A 16221-nucleotide genomic window follows, 5' to 3' on the forward strand; every position below is an offset into this window, starting at 1 on the left:
TCGACAGCCCCAAGGGGCCGTCCGCAAGGACACCGCCGTCCACGCTTCTCTCTCTCATCTTCACTTGTCAAAAAGCACGCCCCGTCCAAAGACAGGGACACTCCCCAAAACCCGCCGCCCTTAAGGCGGCCCGGATCGTGGGGCTTTCCGGCCGCCGGCTCCTCGGAGCCGCGCCGTTGATGAAGCTTATTTAGCCAAACCCCATTCGGATGTCAACACCCGTTTGAAAGAATTTGCCGTCTCTTCGACAGTATCGCGTCGCGCTCTTCAAGAACAGACGCAGCATCATCCAAGAACAGGCAAAGCAACAGCGCGCGCCGGACACGCCTGCGCGTCCACGCCCACCGCGCCAAAGGGACCAAACCCTTCAGCCATCCTGCCGAAATCTCGCCAGAGGAGCTCGTAAAACCCGTAAAAACATAACAGGTAACGCTCATGGCTATGGTCAGAAGGGCAATGCTGCCTTCAGACCCTACGGACGGGACCGCCGACCCAAGCAGAGCTGCCTAGGTTGTAATGGTCATTCGGTCCGAGAGACGGTGCTCATCCTTTGATGGGATATGCGCCGGGGAGTGCGGATATAATCGATTCGCCCGCGATTGCAAGGACAATGATCGGCCCGTTCCTGCCGTCAGTCTATAAAGCGGCGAGCGGGCAAAAATCCCTCGGCACACTCCCAAGCGCCACCTTCGAGATCGGAATGGCGTCTATACATGGATATATAGGAATGGAGGTGCCGCCTGCCTATATATCGGTCGAAACTTTGTTCATTCCTTGAATGAGATCTGGATAGGGCCCGTCGCTTCGGGATCCTCTGTTCCTGTCCGCCTGCTAGCCAAGCCTTTGATGGTGGACGAACGATGACCGAGCCAGTGCATTAAACATCGACGTTCGTGAAGGGCTGTAAATGTTCGTGAGTGGCGCGTTCTGCTAATTCGGGCGCGATCAACAACAGTGCCTGGGTTCAAGGACCCTGCCAATAACCGGATTTGTTAATGTCTAAGAAGCCGAGAGACCAAGTCGCCGTCAACCATCTGCCGGGGATCCTCCTTGCCAGCATGGCTGAGTGCGAGCGCTGGATCGCCGCCGGATTGATCCCCGTCTCGGAGCGGAAAACCTTCCGTAAGGGAGGGCGCATCGTAGAGACCCGCATGTTCGACCCTGAGACCATCGCCGCCCTCGCGGCGGAGGTGCCCTCCTGGCGGGTGAAGGAGGAGGGCGAGGGGCGTCGGGATCATGCCGCGCAGGAGCCGGTACAGGCCAGACGGGGCAGTGGGTTTGAAAGTGCTTCCGTCAAGCCGCTGGACGATGTCGCTCATCGGCGCAGACAGAGCATACTAGCGCCTGTTCGGAAGAACACCGGCATCTACATCGTCGAAGACGTCCGCAAGCTAGGTGATCGAGCCCAGTCCGGTGGCGGGCGGCACCACTCCCAATCCAAACCCGACAGGGAGTTCGTAGGCTACCGCGCGGCCTTCAGCTGGCCGATCTCGATTTTGCCCGAAGACGCGCCCGCGGAGATCGTGGTCGAGTTCACCTTCGCCGAACCCCTGGAAGTCGCGGCGGCCGTTCTATCGCCTGGACGCATCGACCGGGCGGAGACCGCCAACGCGGCCGAAGCGCTTCAGGCAAGGCTGGTCGAGCTGAGGGACGCTACATTCGACGCATGCGAACGAGAGGTGGCCGCTTGGCGAGACGAGCTGGGCACATACCTGGCAGCCCATGAGGACGAGGCCGAGCGCCAGGCAATCCTTGACGGAATCAGGTCCTCCCTTGGCAAGCTCGACCGCATTTCGGTTTCTGACAAGCAGGGCCCGGAGGGAGCCGGACGTAAGCTTCATCAGAAGCTCGACAATTTTCGATCCCGGTCGGCGGCGAGGCGGCTCCGTCATTTGCGCGAAGTTCAGATTCGCGAGGCCTCCGGCTACGAACGATACGCGACAATCTTTCCGATCGCCCGTTCCCTTGAACGCAAGTTCGTTTTCCTTGCCGGCCCGACCAATTCGGGCAAGACCCACGAAGCGCTCCGCCTGGCGGGTGAGGCGGAGACCGCTGAAATTCTCTCGCCTTTGCGGCTTCTGGCGCTCGAGCATTACGAGCGGATGAGCGAGGACGGCCTCGCGGCCGGCATGGTGACCGGTGAGGAGCGCATTCTGCCGGAGGGAACGACCCACATCGCGCGCACCATCGAAACCTTGGATCTGCGCCACGTGGTGGATGTCTGCGTTATCGACGAGGTCCAGATGCTGGGAGATCCCAACCGTGGCTGGGCCTGGACCCAGGCTCTCGTCGGAGCGCCCGCGCGCCTGGTCGTCCTGACTGGCGCACCGGAGGCGATCCCGCTCGTCGAGCATCTGCTGGCGATGACCGGGGAACCGCTGGAGGTCAAGATCCTCAAGCGCAAGGGCCGGCTAAGGGTCGAGGATGCGCCAGTCGACCTTAGGAGGCTATCCAAAGGGGACGCCGTCATCGCGTTTTCTCGGGCGAATGTTCACGATCTGCGGACGCGGCTCGTGCAGGCCGGACGCACGGTTGCAACGGTCTACGGCGCTCTAGGACCCGAGGTTCGCAGGGCAGAGGCCGCCCGTTTCCGTGATGGCGAGGCGGAAATTCTCGTCGCAACCGATGCGATTGGGATGGGCCTGAACATCGGTCCCCTTCGAAGAGTGGTCTTCTCGACCCTTTCGAAGTTCGATGGCGTTCAACAGCGGCAGCTCTCGGCCATGGAGATCAAGCAGATCGCCGGCCGGGCAGGGCGCTTCGGACACCACGACGAAGGACTCGTGACCGCGCTTCCTGACGCTGGGGCTTACGGAAGCATCGCGACCGTGGTTTCAAAAGCCTTGACGGGAGAGGGAACGAAGTTGACGGGCAAGGCCTATGTCAGGCCCAACCAGGAAACCGTCCTGTCCGCCAGCGAGGTTCTCCGGTCCAACCGACTCGGTCAAGTGCTGCAGCATTTGAACGACACCCTGGTGGCGGGCCACCCGGATCTCCAGATGGCGGATATCGAGGAGACGATCGAGCTTGCCCGTCTTCTCGATACGGTCGATCTGCCCATTCTCGACCGGCTGTCATATTCAATGGCGCCTGTCGATGGACGGGAGCGGCTCGCCGTGGAACTTCTTCTCGACTGGGCGCGGCAGCATGCGAGCGCTGGCTGGGTGGCCCCTCCGAACTTCGGCGCCCATGCCGATCTGGTGAAGCTCGAAGCCCGCGTGAAGATCGCCACGAGTTGGCTCTGGCTCGCGCAGCGCTATCCTGACGTTTTCGAGGATGTGGAGGCCGTCGTGGATCAGCGCGCGAATCTGAATGCCAGGATCGAGGAAAAGCTGGTTGCGACTTCGGTTTCCCGCCGCAGAAAGAGCGACGAGAAGCGCGGGCGCGATCAGGGCGATAGGAAACAGCGGCAAAAGAAAGCCCGAAATGAGCGGACTGAGCCTCGGGTGCGAGGCTCGCAGGGTTATCGTGCCTAGGCAGGATAAACCCGCTCGTTGAATCAACGCACAGTCACCGGAACACTATTCGTTCCTGTATTCTAACAGGTCAGTCGCGGATAGGCGCTCACGCCCGAAGCTGCTCCCGTTCGCGGGCGGCTTCCGCGCGAGGCTCTGCGCTCAGCCGCGCTAATAGAGTACCGACTTCCGAATGCACCTTATGGATCGCAGCCTCCTTGACCGGGCCGTAGCCTCGGATGTCCATCGGAGCCTTGGCAATCGCCACGAGATCACTGAAATGCTCTCTGTCGAGCTGGCGGATGATCCTGTCGATCTGCTCCTCGTACCAGCCGATCAACGCCCGCTCCGTACGCCTCTCCGCCGTGTAGCCGAAAATGTTGAAGGGCGTGCCGCGCAGAACCTTTAGGCGAGCCAGAACCTTCATGGGTGCTTGGATCCACGGCCCGAAGGCGCGCTTGAGGGGGCGGCCCCGGGCATCGTTCTTTGCCGGCAGGAGTGGTGGCGCCAAGTGGTACTTCACCGTGAAGTCGCCTTCGAACTCGCGCTGCAACTCAACGAGAAAGCCGGTTTCCATGTGAAGGCGCGCCACCTCGTACTCATCCTTGTAGGCCATGAGCTTGAAGAGAGAACGTGCGACCGCGTCGGTCAGGGTCTCGGATCCGAGAGCGGATTCCGCCTTGCGGACCCGCGCAACCGTCGCCTCGTAGCGGGCGGCGTAAGCAGCATTCTGGTAGGAGGTCAGGAAGGCTGCCCGCCGTACGATCACCTGATCGAGGGTTTCCGGTTCGTCGGGCTTGTGCCCGGTCGTCTGCTGCACGAAGTCCGGGTCCGCACTCAGCAATCGGCCCCAGGCGAAAGCCTCCTTGTTCTTCTCGATCGTGACCCCGTTGAGTTCGATAGCGCGCATGAGCGCTGCGAGCGAGACCGGAACGAGACCCTGTTGCCACGCAAATCCGAGCATCATCACGTTGGCATACACGGTGTCGCCGAGAAGGCTCTCAGCCAAGGCGTTGGCGTTGACCGCCGAAAGGTGATCTTCCCCCAGCACCCGCGCGATAGACTTCAGGCGCATTTTGCCGGCAAGATCGGCGTCGCGGAACCGGACCACGTCGCCAGTCGGCATCTCGGCCAGGTTGATGACAGCACGAGTGCCTTTTCGATAGGTTCCGGATGCCTTGGGCGAGGAGCTGACCACCAGATCGCAGCCGATGAGAGCATCTGCGGCTCCCTGATCGATGCGAACCTGATTGAGCTGCTCCGGACTTGCGGCGAGACGGACGAAACTCAGAACGGGACCGAATTTCTGGGCAAACCCCGTAAAGTCGAGCACCGAGACGCCGCGCCCTTCCAGATGAGCCGCCATACTGATGAGTGCGCCGATCGTCACGACGCCTGTGCCGCCGACGCCCGTCACCAGCAGATCGAAGGGCTTGTCCAGGCGCGGGACTGTTGGCGCTGCAAGGCCTTGAGCCCGTGCGCTAGCGACGGTTCCTTTGGACTCCTTGGTTCGGCGCTTGGCGCCCTCGACCGTCACGAAGCTCGGGCAGAAGCCACCCAGGCAGGAGAAGTCCTTGTTGCAAGTGGACAGGTTGATCTTGCGTTTGCGGCCGAACGGGGTTTCCTTCGGTTCCACGCTGAGGCAGTTGGAGGCGATGGAGCAATCCCCGCAGCCTTCGCACACGAGATCGTTGATATAGGCAAAGCGGGCCGGGTCCTTCATCTGGCCGCGTTTGCGGCGTCGGCGCTTTTCGGTCGCGCAGGTCTGCTCGTAGATCAGCACCGTGACGCCGGGAACTTGCCGCAGCTCCTTCTGTACGGCATCCAGATCCTCGCGCGGATGGATGATCACGCCCTTGGGGAGGTCCTTGGACTCGAACTTGGACGGATCGTCGGATACCAACGCGATGCGGTTCACACCCTCGGCGCGAACGCTGTGCGCGATGGCATGGACGCTGACCGGGCCGTCGACCGGTTGGCCGCCAGTCATCGCGACCGCGTCGTTGAAGAGGATCTTGTAAGTGATGTTAGCGCCCGCCGCGATGGCCTGCCGGATCGCCATGGAGCCGGAGTGGTAATATGTGCCTTCGCCAAGGTTCTGAAAAATATGGCCCTTGCCGGTAAACATCGATGAGGCGGCCCAGTTGACGCCTTCGCCGCCCATCTGGATCAGTGATGAGGTTTCCCGATCCATCCAGCTTGCCATGAAATGGCAGCCGATGCCGGCTAGCGCCTTCGAACCCTCAGGCACCTTCGTGGATGTGTTATGCGGGCAGCCAGAGCAGAAGTAAGGCGTTCGCGTTGCGCCCGCGACAGCGATGACCCGTTCCGCATCAGGGGTCAGCGCAGCGGCCCGGTCGGTGAGATTGAGATCGGGGAAGATAGGCCCAAGACGTTTCGCCAGGACCCCGGCGAGAAACCGTGGTGACAGTTCTCCCGTCCAGGGAATGAGCCGCGTGCCGGTCTCGTCGTGCTTGCCGACCATCCGCTGTGGCTTGGAGCCCGGATAGTCGTAGAAATATTCCTTGAACTGGCTCTCGATGATGCCGCGCTTTTCCTCGACGACGAGGATTTCGCGCTTGCCCTTCACGAATTCCAAAGCATCGTGGAGCGCAAGGGGCCAAACCATGCCGACTTTGTAGATATCAATGCCGTGCGAACGGCAGGCTGCCTCATCGAGGCCGATCAGGCGCAGGGCCTCCATCAGGTCCAGGTGAGCCTTGCCGGCGGTGACGATGCCGTAGGTTGCTCCGGGGATGTCGTAGATGCGCCGGTCGATCGGGTTGGCTTTCGCGAAGGCGTAGACCGCGTGCTTCTTGGCCTCCATCCGTTCCTCGATCTGAGGTCCAGGCAGATCGGGCCAGCGATAATGAAGGCCTCCGGGTGGCGGCGTGAACTCAGGCTCGAGGAACCGTCGCGCGGGATGCAGATCGAACGAGACGCCGGATTCCACGATTTCCGACACGGCCTTGAACCCGACCCACATGCCCGAGAAACGGCTGAGCGCGTACCCGTACTCGCCGAACTCGAGATACTCGCTGACGCTCGCCGGGTGGAGCGTCGGCATGAACCAACTCATGAATGCCACATCGGATTGATGCGGCATGGATGAGGAGACGCAGCCGTGGTCGTCGCCCGCAATCACAAGCACGCCCCCATGGGGAGACGACCCATAGGCATTGCCGTGCTTCAAGGCATCGCCGGAGCGGTCGACGCCGGGCCCTTTTCCGTACCAGAGGCCGAAGACGCCCTGAACCTGCCGATCAGGGTTGGTCTCCACCTGCTGAGAGCCCAGGACGGCTGTCGCGGCCAGATCCTCATTGACGGCTGGCAAAAACTCAATCTTGTGCGCCTTCAACTGCTCCTTGACGCGCCAGAGTTCGAGATCGACCCCACCCAGCGGGGAGCCGCGATAACCGGACACAAATCCGGCTGTGTCGAGACCCGCCGCCCGGTCGCGCCGGGCCTGATCCAGAACGATGCGGACGATGGCCTGCGTCCCCGTCAGAAAAACGCGGCCCCCCTCGCGGGCATAGCGGTCAGCCAGCTGATAGGAGTCCAGCAAAGTACCATGATCCATAGGCCTGATCCCCGACTGGCACCATCTTTGACGGTATAAGAATAACCCTAAACTGCTGGTAGGTGTTTCCTATTTATTCCTCGAATGGGTGGGAAAATGGATGGTTCTTGCAGAATGCGTTCTCTGATGGCAGAAATTATCCGCGAGGGAGCAATGATCGAGAAGCAGGACGAGCATATCCTGGCGCAGCTGCAGAGGGATGGGCGCGCGACAAACCAGCAATTGGCGGAGGATGTCGGCATGTCCACATCGGCCTGCTGGCGCCGGGTGAGGGTCTTGGAGCAATCCGGCGTGATTGTCGGTTATTCGGCCCTCGTGGACAGGGAGAAGGCGGGGTTTGCCACCTCGGCGATCCTCCATGTTTCGCTGGAACGGCACGATGCCAAGTTCGTGGACGAGTTCGTCTCGCGGGTGACGGCCCGTGCGGAAGTTCTGGAGTGCTTCGCGACAACAGGGGATGCCGACTATCACCTTCACGTGGTCGTGCGTGACATGAAGGCCTACAACCAGTTTCTCGACGACTTCATGTTTCGCCTTCCCGGCATCCGCTACGTTCGCACCAACGTAATCCTGAAAGAAATCAAGACGAGCGTGGCGCTCCCGTTCTAAATCGGGCCCAACCGGCTACTTGCTTTCGGAAAGCAGCGCATAGGCGAGTTGCGCCATGGCGGCCGGGCGTTCATCGCCTTCAGCCGTGAGCGTCACACTGCCAAAGGCCATGGTGCGCCCGAGGCGGACGACTTCCGCCGCCGCGAGCACATCCGCATTCGCGACCGGCTGGAGGAAATGCATGGTCTGGTCGACGGTGGTCATCGGCCGGTACGCTCCTGAGGCGGACGACACCGCAAAGACCATGGCCGTGTCCGCAAGGCTCATCAGAGCTTGCCCGCACACGACACCATTATCGCGGCATAATTTTTCCGAGAACTTCATGCGAAGGATCACCCCGTTGGCTTCGAGACTCTCAACCGAGAGGTCGAGCTCCTGCACCCACGGCGCGAATACGCCGGTCAGCATGTGTTCGGCGACCGCCTTGTCGAACTGGGTCATTATTCTCTCTATGAATGGTGCGACCGAGGCCGACGGCCTGATCGTGGCTCCCGTGGGCCTTCACTCGACGTCAGGGATAGAAGCGGGCGCCGGATGCGGCGCGCCTCACCAGGCCGGCCGCAGGCTCCCAACCCGGCCCATCCTGGGGTGCCCGCTCGTTCACCTGGTCGAGGATAACCTTCAGGCCTATGCGGTCGGCCTCGAATAGGGGCCCTCCGCGCCAGGCTGGATAGCCATAGCCATGCATCATCACCACGTCCACGTCGAGGGGCCGCTCGACGATGCGCTCGTCCAGAATCTTGCACGCCTCGTTGACGATGGCAGCGCGGATCCGCGCCTGGATCTCGTCGACGGAGATCGTCCGACGAAGAACCTTACGACGTTGCGAGGCCTCCTCGACCAACCCCGTGACGAACGGGTCGGGCTCCCGCTTTCCCGCTGTATAGCGATACCAGCCTGCTCCCGTCTTGCGACCGAAGCGGCCCGCCTCGCAGAGACGATCAGCAACATCCACGTAGCGCTCGTGCGGATCGCGCGTCGGGGCGAGACGCTTGCGCCGGGCCCAGGCGATGTCGAGCCCGGCGAGGTCCGACACCGCAAAAGGCCCCATGGGGAACCCGAACGCTTCCATGGCGGCATCGACCTCCTGCGGCAGAGCGCCTTCCTCCAGTAGGTATTCGGCCTGCTGGCGATAACGGGCCAGGATGCGGTTGCCCACGAACCCGTCGCAAACGCGGCAAACCACCGGAACCTTGCGCAAGCGCTTCGCGACCGCCAGTCCCGTCGCAATGACCTCGGGCGCCGTCGCATCGGTTTTCACGATCTCGACAAGCTTCATTACATTCGCTGGACTGAAGAAGTGAAGCCCGAGCACATCGGCGGGCCGCGCCGTAGCATCGGCAATGAGGCCGATATCCAGGTAGCTCGTATTCGTCGCCAGCACCGCCCCGGGCGCGAGGACTCCATCGAGGTCGCGAAAGAGGGAGCGCTTCACCTCCATATCCTCGAACACGGCCTCGACGACCAGATCGCGATCCGCCAGGGATGGCGTTCCCACCTCGTAGCTGAGCGAGCTCAGGCGCTCGTCCCGGACCGCAGACGTGAGCCGGCCGCTGGAAACCTGCTTGTCGTAAATATCCGTGATTCTCGCCTGTCCTGCGGCAAAGGCGCTCTCGCTGGTTTCAACGACTTTGACGTCGAACCCCGCGTCCGCGAACGCGACCGCAATCCCCGAGCCCATCGTTCCGGCTCCGACGACTCCGACCTTCTGAATCGAGCGTGGCTCGACCTTCTCCAATCCTGGGACACGGGTCACCTCCCGCTCGGCGAAGAAGGCGTGCCGCAGGGCCGCCGATTGCTCCGACGAGCGAAGCTCCAGGAAAGTTTCGCGCTCGCGCGCCATGCCTTCCAGCAGGGGAAGGTCTGCCGCGAGAAGAACCAGTTCAGCCGCCTTGCACGGTGCTTCCGCGCCTCTGGCCTTTTTGCGGACCTCTGCGACTTTGGCCGATGCAGCATGGGCATCCATGGCCGCTACGGGCCGCTCCCCCGTCCGTGCCGGTTGCACGCCGATCATCTCCTGTGCGAGATCCATCGCCTCTGCCCGGAGGTCGCCGGAGGAAAGTCGGTCGACCAGACCAAGGCGCAGGGCTTCCGCCGCTTTCACCGTTCGGCCGGTCGATACCAAGTCAATGGCGGCCTCCATCCCGACGAGTCGGGGCAGCCTTTGCGTGCCGCCCGCTCCCGGAACCAGCCCAAGCCTTACCTCCGGCAGGCCGAACGTGGCGCCGGGTTCGGCCACGCGAGCGTGGCAGGCGAGGGCGATTTCGCAGCCGCCGCCAAGGGCTGATCCGTGAACCGCTGCGACGACCGGCTTTAAGCAGGCTTCGATCGCATTGATCACATCGGGCAAATGCGGCTCGCGCGGAGGCTGCCCGAACTCGCGGATATCCGCGCCGGCCACGAAGGTACGGCCTGCGCATGCGATTACGACGGCCTCGGTTTGTGGGTTCCGGTCGATCTCCTGGATTGCGGAGAGCAGGCCGGCCCTGACCGCCTGCGACGTCGCGTTGACCGGCGGGTTGTCGATCTCGATCAGAGCCACGGGGGATGTGGCCAGGATCCGGACCGGCTCACTGCTCTCCCCGGATCGGGTTGGTGTCTGTGACGAAGTCATGAGCCCACTGCGTTCATCGTCAGAAGATCGTAAGTGGCGACCGTTTCCCCTGTGTCGGTCATGATCTCAACATCCCATCGCACCTCGCCATATTGCTCGTTGCGCGGCGACTTGGCTTTCGTCGTTAGCCGGACTTTCACGGCTTCGCTTGGCTGAACCGGCTTGAGGAAGCGCAGATTGTCTAGGCCATAGTTGGCGAGTACGGGGCCCGGATCGGGATCGACGAAGAGGCCGGCCGCGAAGGACAGAAGCAGATAGCCATGGGCAACACGACCCGGGAAGAACGGATGGTCCTTGGTGGCCTCCTCGTTCGTATGAGCATAGAAGGCGTCGCCCGTGAATTCGGCGAAATGCTCAATATCTTCGAGGCTGATCGTGCGCTCCTTGGAGACGAAGGTCTGCCCGATCTCCAGATCGTCGAAGTGGTAACGGAACGGATGCCGGTCCTTCTCGATGACCGGCGCCCCCTTGATCCAGCTTTTCGTCACGCGGGAGAGCATGCCGGGGGAGCCCTGCAGGGCGGTGCGCTGCATGTAGTGGTGCACGCCCCGCATGCCGCCGAGCTCCTCGCCGCCGCCGGCCCGCCCCGGTCCGCCATGGACCATATGAGGCATCGGTGAGCCGTGACCGGTCTGCTCCTTGGCGCAGTCCCGGTCGATCAGCACGAGACGTCCATGGAAGGCGCCGACGCCGAAGGTGAGATCGGCGGCGGTGGAGGGGTCGTAGGTGTAGAGAGAGGCGACGAGGCTGCCGTCGCCCCGGTTCGCCAGCGCGACAGCTTCATCAAGTCCGTCATAGCCCATCACCGTGCAGACCGGACCAAAGGCCTCGACGCTGTGCACGTTGACGGCGCGGATCGGATCCGGGCAATGGAGGAGGAGCGGGGGGATAAAGGCTCCGCGCTCGCGATCCGCGCCCTCGACCGAGAAATTGTCCGGGTCGCCGACGACGATGTCGGCCTCGCTGCGCAGTTTGGCCACCTGGGCGAGCACGTCGCGGCGCTGTCCAAGGCCGACCACCGGTCCCATGCGGACGCTTTCAAGCTCGGGGTTTCCGATCCGGACCTTTCCAAGACGCTCACGCAGCGCTTCGATGACGGCCGGCACATGCGCATTCGGCGCAATGGCGCGCCGGATGGCGGTGCATTTCTGTCCGGCCTTAACAGTCATCTCCTTTGCGACCTCCTTAACGAAAAGGTCGAATTCCGGCGTTCCCGGCCCAGCGTCGGGTGCAAGGATCGCGGCATTAAGGGAATCTCGCTCCGCGATGAAGCGGACTGACTCGCGTGCGATGACTGGATGGCGCTGCAGCTTCTGGGCCGTGTCTGCCGAGCCGGTGAAGGAGACGACGTCCTGGCAGGTGAGATGGTCGAAGAGATCCCCGGTGGACCCGACAATGCACTGGAGCGCGCCCTCGGGAAGGATGCCGGATTCTGCAATCATCCGCACGAGAGCATGGGCCACGTAGGAGGTGATGGTCGCCGGCTTCGTGACGATGGGCATGCCGGCCAGGAGGGCGGGGGCGAGCTTTTCAAGAAGTCCCCAGCACGGGAAATTGAAGGCATTGATGTGAACCGCGACGCCATGCATCGAAGTCACGACGTGCTGTCCAACGAAGCTCCCTCCCTTGGAGAGAGGTTCGACCGCTCCATCCAGCAGGAAGGTCGAGTTCGGCAGTTCACGGCGGCCCTTGGAGGCGTACACAAAGAGAGTGCCGATTCCCCCATCCACATCAATGAAGTTGTCGGATCGCGTGGTGCCGGTCTGGTAGGAAATCTTGTAGAGCTGCTCCTTGCGCTCCGACAAATAAAGCGCAAGGCGCTTCAGGAGTTCGGCACGCTGATGGAACGTCAGCCGCCGAAGGTTGGGGCCCCCTACCTTCCGGGCATAGGCCAGCACCTCTCCCATATCGAGACCGCCATTGGCGACCTGCGCGACCACATCGCTGGTGACGGCGCTGCGAACCTCCGCCAGCTCCTGGCCGGGTGACATCCAACTGCCGCGAACGAAGCTCTCAAGTCTCATCTGGACACCCTGGAATGCATTGATGAGCCTGCCCCATCAAGGGGCTTGGCCTTACCCCGCATTATTAACCGACCGACCGGTTAGTCAAGGAATATTGACGGGTGCCGTGCTGTTGGTTCCTGGCTCGACAGACGCAGAGGGAACGTGAATAGGTTAGCTGCGCGATAAGCCTTATGGGTGCCTGTAGTCTCGTGAGGAACCGGAGTGGGTTGAATGGCCGCGTTTGTTGAGGCCCTGCTGGATAAGTTTCACGAGCGGACGCCGATCCGTGCAGGTTCACTGATCGTGACGGTTTTCGGGGACGCGGTCGCTCCCCGGGGCGGTGCCCTGTCCTTAGCGTCGCTTCACGAGATCATGAGGGCTTTTCGCATCAGCGACACCCTCGTGAGGACTGCCATGTCCCGTCTTGTGACTGATGGCTGGTTCGAGCGATGGAAGGTTGGCCGCAACAGCTACTATCAACTGACCGGTCGGGGGCGGGAAGCCTTCGCGCAGGCCACGCAGCGAATTTATGCGGACCCGCCGCAGGAATGGGCAGGCGCGTTTGACCTCCTGCTCTTGGAGAACGCCCAGGATCGGAGTGCACTCCGGGCTCAGTTGTCGGAGGCTGGATATGGAGTTCTTGGAGCGGATCTCTTCATCGCCGCCGCGGTATCCTCCACGGAAGGAGGGCCCTTCCTGCGCCTATCAGGGACCCCAGCGGATCTTCAGACCTCAAGGCGGCTCGTGGAGCGTGCCTGGCCGCTTGAGGAGATTGAGGACCGCTATAAGCGCTTCACGAGCACCTATTCGGGAACGCTCGGTGCCCTCGAACAAGGAACCAGGTTTGCTGATCTCGATGCGCTTCTGATCCGTATCCTCCTGATCCACGATTATCGGCGGGCTGTCCTGAAGGATCCCCTGCTGCCGCCACAACTGCTTCCCAAGCCTTGGGCCGGAACCGCCGCCCGCGCCCTGTGTGGAACGATCTACAAGACGCTGTTCCCCGCCGCCGAGCGGTGGATCGACACCCACGCCCAGAACGATAGGGGCCCGTTGCCGAAGGCAGACCGAAGTTTCAGGGAGCGCTTTGCCGCAATCGAGCCAGTTGCCGAGGTGAGTGCAACTTAGCCGATTTGTTACAGAAATATCTTGCTATGCACAATTTTTGTGACATATTAATCAAGCTCGTGAAACGCATCGAGGCATGCTGCCTGGCATCCGAACGCCGATGGTCGCAACAGCGTTGACTTGCTGCAGTCCCATGGGCGGACGCACCGATCTGAGAGAGCGGCTCAGCTGCCTCTTCCAGGGCGCGGGACCAAAGGCGAAGCGAAGACGAGGCAACGAAGGCAGGGAGAAACGCCATGTACGCACAGATGGTGAAGACGGGCGTCGATCACATCCAATCCAAGGAGGAGATGTCTCCGGAGGAGCGCGCCTTCCAGGACCGCGTCGATCAAGATATCAAGATCGAGCCGAAGGAATGGATGCCCGAGGCCTACCGCAAGACCCTAATCCGGCAGATTTCCCAACACGCCCATTCCGAAATCATCGGCATGCAACCGGAGGGGAACTGGATCACCCGCGCACCGACCCTAGAGCGGAAGGCCATTCTGCTCGCCAAGGTGCAGGACGAGGCAGGCCACGGCCTCTATCTCTACTGCGCCGCAGAGACCCTCGGCGTGACTCGCGACGAGCTCATGGAGCAACTCAACAGCGGCAAGGCGAAATATTCGAGCATCTTCAATTATCCCACCCTGACTTGGGCCGATATCGCCGCCATCGGATGGCTGGTGGACGGTGCTGCGATCATGAACCAGGTGCCGCTGCAAAGGTGCTCCTACGGACCCTACTCCCGCGCCATGGTTCGGATCTGCAAGGAGGAGAGCTTCCATCAGCGGCAGGGTTACGACGCGATGACCAAGCTCGCGCGCGGGACGCCTGAGCAGAAGCAGATGGCGCAGGATGCGCTGAACCGCTGGTGGTGGCCGTCGCTCATGATGTTTGGACCGTCCGATGCGGAGTCGGTTCACAGCGCCCAATCCATGCGGTGGAAGATCAAGATCAACACCAACGACGAGTTGCGCCAGAAATTCGTCGATCAGACGGTGCCGCAGGCGGAATATCTCGGTCTCACGGTTCCCGATCCGGACCTCAAATGGAATGCCGGTCGCGGCCAGTACGATTTCGGCGAGGTCAATTGGGAAGAGTTTTACCAGGTGATCAGCGGCAACGGTCCCTGCAACCGCCAGCGGCTGCGCACACGGGTCAAGGCCTACGAGGAGGGACGCTGGGTGCGCGATGCCGCCGATGCCTATGCGGCCAAGAAGGGCGCCCGGGCCAAGGCGCAGGCGGCGTGAGCGGGAGTACGATGATGGCCGACAAGAAAGAATGGCCCCTCTGGGAGGTTTTCATCCGCAGCCAGCATGGGTTGGCGCACCGGCACGTGGGCAGTCTGCACGCGCCTGATGCCGAAATGGCGATCCTGAATGCCCGCGACGTCTATACCCGCCGCAACGAAGGCGTGAGCATCTGGGTCGTGCGGGCCTCCGATATTTCGGCCAGTTCTCCGAGTGAGAAGGGTCCCATGTTCGATCCCGCTAACAGCAAGGTCTACCGACACCCCACCTTCTACGAAATTCCAGAAGAGCTGGGGCATATGTGATGAGCGATCAGGCCGCCCTGTTCGAGTATCTGCTGCGCCTCGGCGATAATGCTCTGATCCTGGGGCACCGCCTCTCCGAGTGGTGCGGACATTCGCCTGCCCTCGAGGAAGATTTGGCCCTGTCAAACGTGGCTCTTGATCTGATCGGGCAAACGCAGCTCTGGCTCAACCTCGCCGGCGACGTCGAGGGCAGGGGGCGAGACGCCGACAAACTGGCCTATCTCCGCGACGCCCGGGACTTTCGCAACGTGCTGCTGGTCGAGCAGCCCAACGGGGACTTCGCCGCCACCATGGCGCGGCAGTTCTACTTCGATGCCTGGCATTATCTGCTGTTGCGGGAGCTGACGGGCTCCAAGGACAGCCGCATCGCTGAGATTGCCGCGAAGGGCCTCAAGGAGGTCACGTATCATCTCGAGCGGAGCCGCGAGTGGGTCCTGCGCCTCGGCGACGGTACGGAAGAGAGCCATGAGCGCATGCAGACGGCGCTCGACGATCTCTGGATGTATACGGGCGAACTGTTTGAGACTGACGAGGTCGACCAAGCCATGATCCGCAGCGGCATGGGCCCTGATCTGTCGACGCTTCATGAGCCGTGGCTCGGGCTCATGCATGCGACCGCCGAAGAGGCGACGCTGACGCTGCCGCAGCCCGGGTGGGCGCAACGGGGCGGGAAACGCGGAATGCATTCGGAACATCTCGGTTACATTCTCGCCGATCTCCAATTCCTGCAGCGCGCCTATCCCAACGCTACGTGGTGAGGAGGCAAGGTGCCGATGACGACTGTCACGACACGGCCCAGTCTCGATGAGATCCGCGGCTGGCTGGGAGACGTCCCTGATCCGGAGGTGCCGGCGGTCTCGGTCATGGACCTTGGCATCGTGCGAGATGTGCAATGGTCCGGCGACGAACTCGTCGTTGCGATTACGCCCACCTATTCCGGTTGCCCGGCAACAAGCGTCATCGCCTTCGACATCGAAACCGCATTGCGCCAGAGAGGCATCGAAAATCTCCGGATCGAGCGCCGCCTCTCGCCTCCCTGGACCACGGACTGGGTCACCGAAGAAGGCAAGCGGCGGCTTGAGGCTTATGGCATTGCTCCCCCGGCGGAAGAGGCGGGCGGCCCTTCGCCGTTCGAGCGCTTACTGCGCAAGCCGTTGGTGATCGCGTGCCCACGCTGCAAGTCTGAAAATACCCGCCGCATCAGCGAGTTCGGATCTACACCGTGCAAGGCGCAGTATCAGTGTCACGATTGCCTTGAGCCCTTCGACTATTTCAAGTGCATTTGAACCGAG

General features: G+C 62.2%; 11 protein-coding genes. 7 read left to right on the top strand and 4 right to left on the bottom strand.

From position 1 onward, the window contains the following. Nucleotides 1–995 precede the first annotated feature (995 nt). Nucleotides 996–3476: a helicase-related protein gene (locus tag DRB19_RS16505; protein ID WP_114187132.1), complete on the top strand. Its 2481-nt coding sequence runs from the start codon at nt 996–998 to the stop codon at nt 3474–3476. Between the two features lie 88 nt (nt 3477–3564). Here DRB19_RS16505 and DRB19_RS16510 read toward each other — a convergent pair whose 3' ends face one another. Next, nucleotides 3565–7035 carry an indolepyruvate ferredoxin oxidoreductase family protein gene (locus DRB19_RS16510; protein WP_114187133.1) on the bottom strand — a complete coding sequence of 1157 codons (3471 nt, stop codon included), beginning with the start codon at nt 7033–7035 and terminating at the stop codon, nt 3565–3567. 153 nt (nt 7036–7188) lie between these two features. Here DRB19_RS16510 and DRB19_RS16515 point away from each other — a divergent pair, with 153 nt between their 5' ends. Continuing rightward, on the top strand, nt 7189–7644 hold the full coding sequence (locus tag DRB19_RS16515; RefSeq protein ID WP_114187202.1) for an Lrp/AsnC family transcriptional regulator: 456 nt from the start codon (nt 7189–7191) through the stop codon (nt 7642–7644). 15 nt (nt 7645–7659) lie between these two features. On the opposite strand, the gene DRB19_RS16520 is transcribed toward DRB19_RS16515, so the two are convergent. From DRB19_RS16520 to paaZ, 3 genes are all read right to left on the bottom strand, one after another. Next, nucleotides 7660–8085 (bottom strand): PaaI family thioesterase, encoded by a 426-nt coding sequence (locus DRB19_RS16520; RefSeq protein ID WP_114187134.1) that lies wholly within the window; start codon nt 8083–8085, stop codon nt 7660–7662. 70 nt (nt 8086–8155) lie between these two features. Continuing rightward, on the bottom strand, nt 8156–10258 hold the full coding sequence (locus DRB19_RS16525; protein ID WP_114187135.1) for a 3-hydroxyacyl-CoA dehydrogenase NAD-binding domain-containing protein: 2103 nt from the start codon (nt 10256–10258) through the stop codon (nt 8156–8158). Next, entirely contained in the window at nt 10255–12282 is a 2028-nt protein-coding gene (gene paaZ, locus DRB19_RS16530) for a phenylacetic acid degradation bifunctional protein PaaZ (protein WP_114187136.1), read from the bottom strand. The genes DRB19_RS16525 and paaZ overlap by 4 nt, the downstream gene beginning before the upstream one ends. A gap of 213 nt (nt 12283–12495) precedes the next feature. Between paaZ and DRB19_RS16535 the strand changes: the two genes are divergently transcribed. The 5 genes from DRB19_RS16535 (at nt 12496) to paaD (ending at nt 16215) form a co-directional block, all read left to right on the top strand. Further along, nucleotides 12496–13392 (top strand): PaaX family transcriptional regulator C-terminal domain-containing protein, encoded by an 897-nt coding sequence (locus tag DRB19_RS16535; protein ID WP_114187137.1) that lies wholly within the window; start codon nt 12496–12498, stop codon nt 13390–13392. 236 nt (nt 13393–13628) lie between these two features. Continuing rightward, nucleotides 13629–14624, top strand: coding sequence for a 1,2-phenylacetyl-CoA epoxidase subunit PaaA (gene paaA, locus DRB19_RS16540; protein ID WP_114187138.1), 996 nt, complete (start codon nt 13629–13631; stop codon nt 14622–14624). 14 nt (nt 14625–14638) lie between these two features. Next, on the top strand, nt 14639–14929 hold the full coding sequence (paaB, locus tag DRB19_RS16545) for a 1,2-phenylacetyl-CoA epoxidase subunit PaaB (RefSeq protein WP_114187203.1): 291 nt from the start codon (nt 14639–14641) through the stop codon (nt 14927–14929). After that, nucleotides 14929–15687 (top strand): 1,2-phenylacetyl-CoA epoxidase subunit PaaC, encoded by a 759-nt coding sequence (gene paaC, locus DRB19_RS16550; RefSeq protein ID WP_114187139.1) that lies wholly within the window; start codon nt 14929–14931, stop codon nt 15685–15687. Before paaB ends, paaC begins: the two co-directional genes overlap by 1 nt. 15 nt (nt 15688–15702) lie before the next feature. Then, a complete protein-coding gene (paaD, locus tag DRB19_RS16555) occupies nt 15703–16215 on the top strand; it encodes a 1,2-phenylacetyl-CoA epoxidase subunit PaaD (RefSeq protein WP_114187140.1) in 513 nt (170 codons plus the stop codon). Nucleotides 16216–16221 lie beyond the last annotated feature (6 nt).

This window comes from Microvirga aerophila (assembly GCF_003332305.1).
Classification (GTDB): Bacteria; Pseudomonadota; Alphaproteobacteria; order Rhizobiales; family Beijerinckiaceae; genus Microvirga; species Microvirga aerophila.

Coding starts and splice junctions, on each gene's coding strand:
- paaC (WP_114187139.1), top strand. CDS start 14,929: ATGAGCGATCAGGCCGCCCTGTTCGAGTATCTGCTGCGCCTCGGCGAT.
- DRB19_RS16535 (WP_114187137.1), top strand. CDS start 12,496: ATGGCCGCGTTTGTTGAGGCCCTGCTGGATAAGTTTCACGAGCGGACG.
- paaB (WP_114187203.1), top strand. CDS start 14,639: ATGGCCGACAAGAAAGAATGGCCCCTCTGGGAGGTTTTCATCCGCAGC.
- paaD (WP_114187140.1), top strand. CDS start 15,703: ATGACGACTGTCACGACACGGCCCAGTCTCGATGAGATCCGCGGCTGG.
- DRB19_RS16525 (WP_114187135.1), bottom strand. CDS start 10,258: ATGACTTCGTCACAGACACCAACCCGATCCGGGGAGAGCAGTGAGCCG.
- DRB19_RS16510 (WP_114187133.1), bottom strand. CDS start 7,035: ATGGATCATGGTACTTTGCTGGACTCCTATCAGCTGGCTGACCGCTAT.
- paaA (WP_114187138.1), top strand. CDS start 13,629: ATGTACGCACAGATGGTGAAGACGGGCGTCGATCACATCCAATCCAAG.
- DRB19_RS16505 (WP_114187132.1), top strand. CDS start 996: ATGTCTAAGAAGCCGAGAGACCAAGTCGCCGTCAACCATCTGCCGGGG.
- DRB19_RS16515 (WP_114187202.1), top strand. CDS start 7,189: ATGATCGAGAAGCAGGACGAGCATATCCTGGCGCAGCTGCAGAGGGAT.
- DRB19_RS16520 (WP_114187134.1), bottom strand. CDS start 8,085: ATGACCCAGTTCGACAAGGCGGTCGCCGAACACATGCTGACCGGCGTA.
- paaZ (WP_114187136.1), bottom strand. CDS start 12,282: ATGAGACTTGAGAGCTTCGTTCGCGGCAGTTGGATGTCACCCGGCCAG.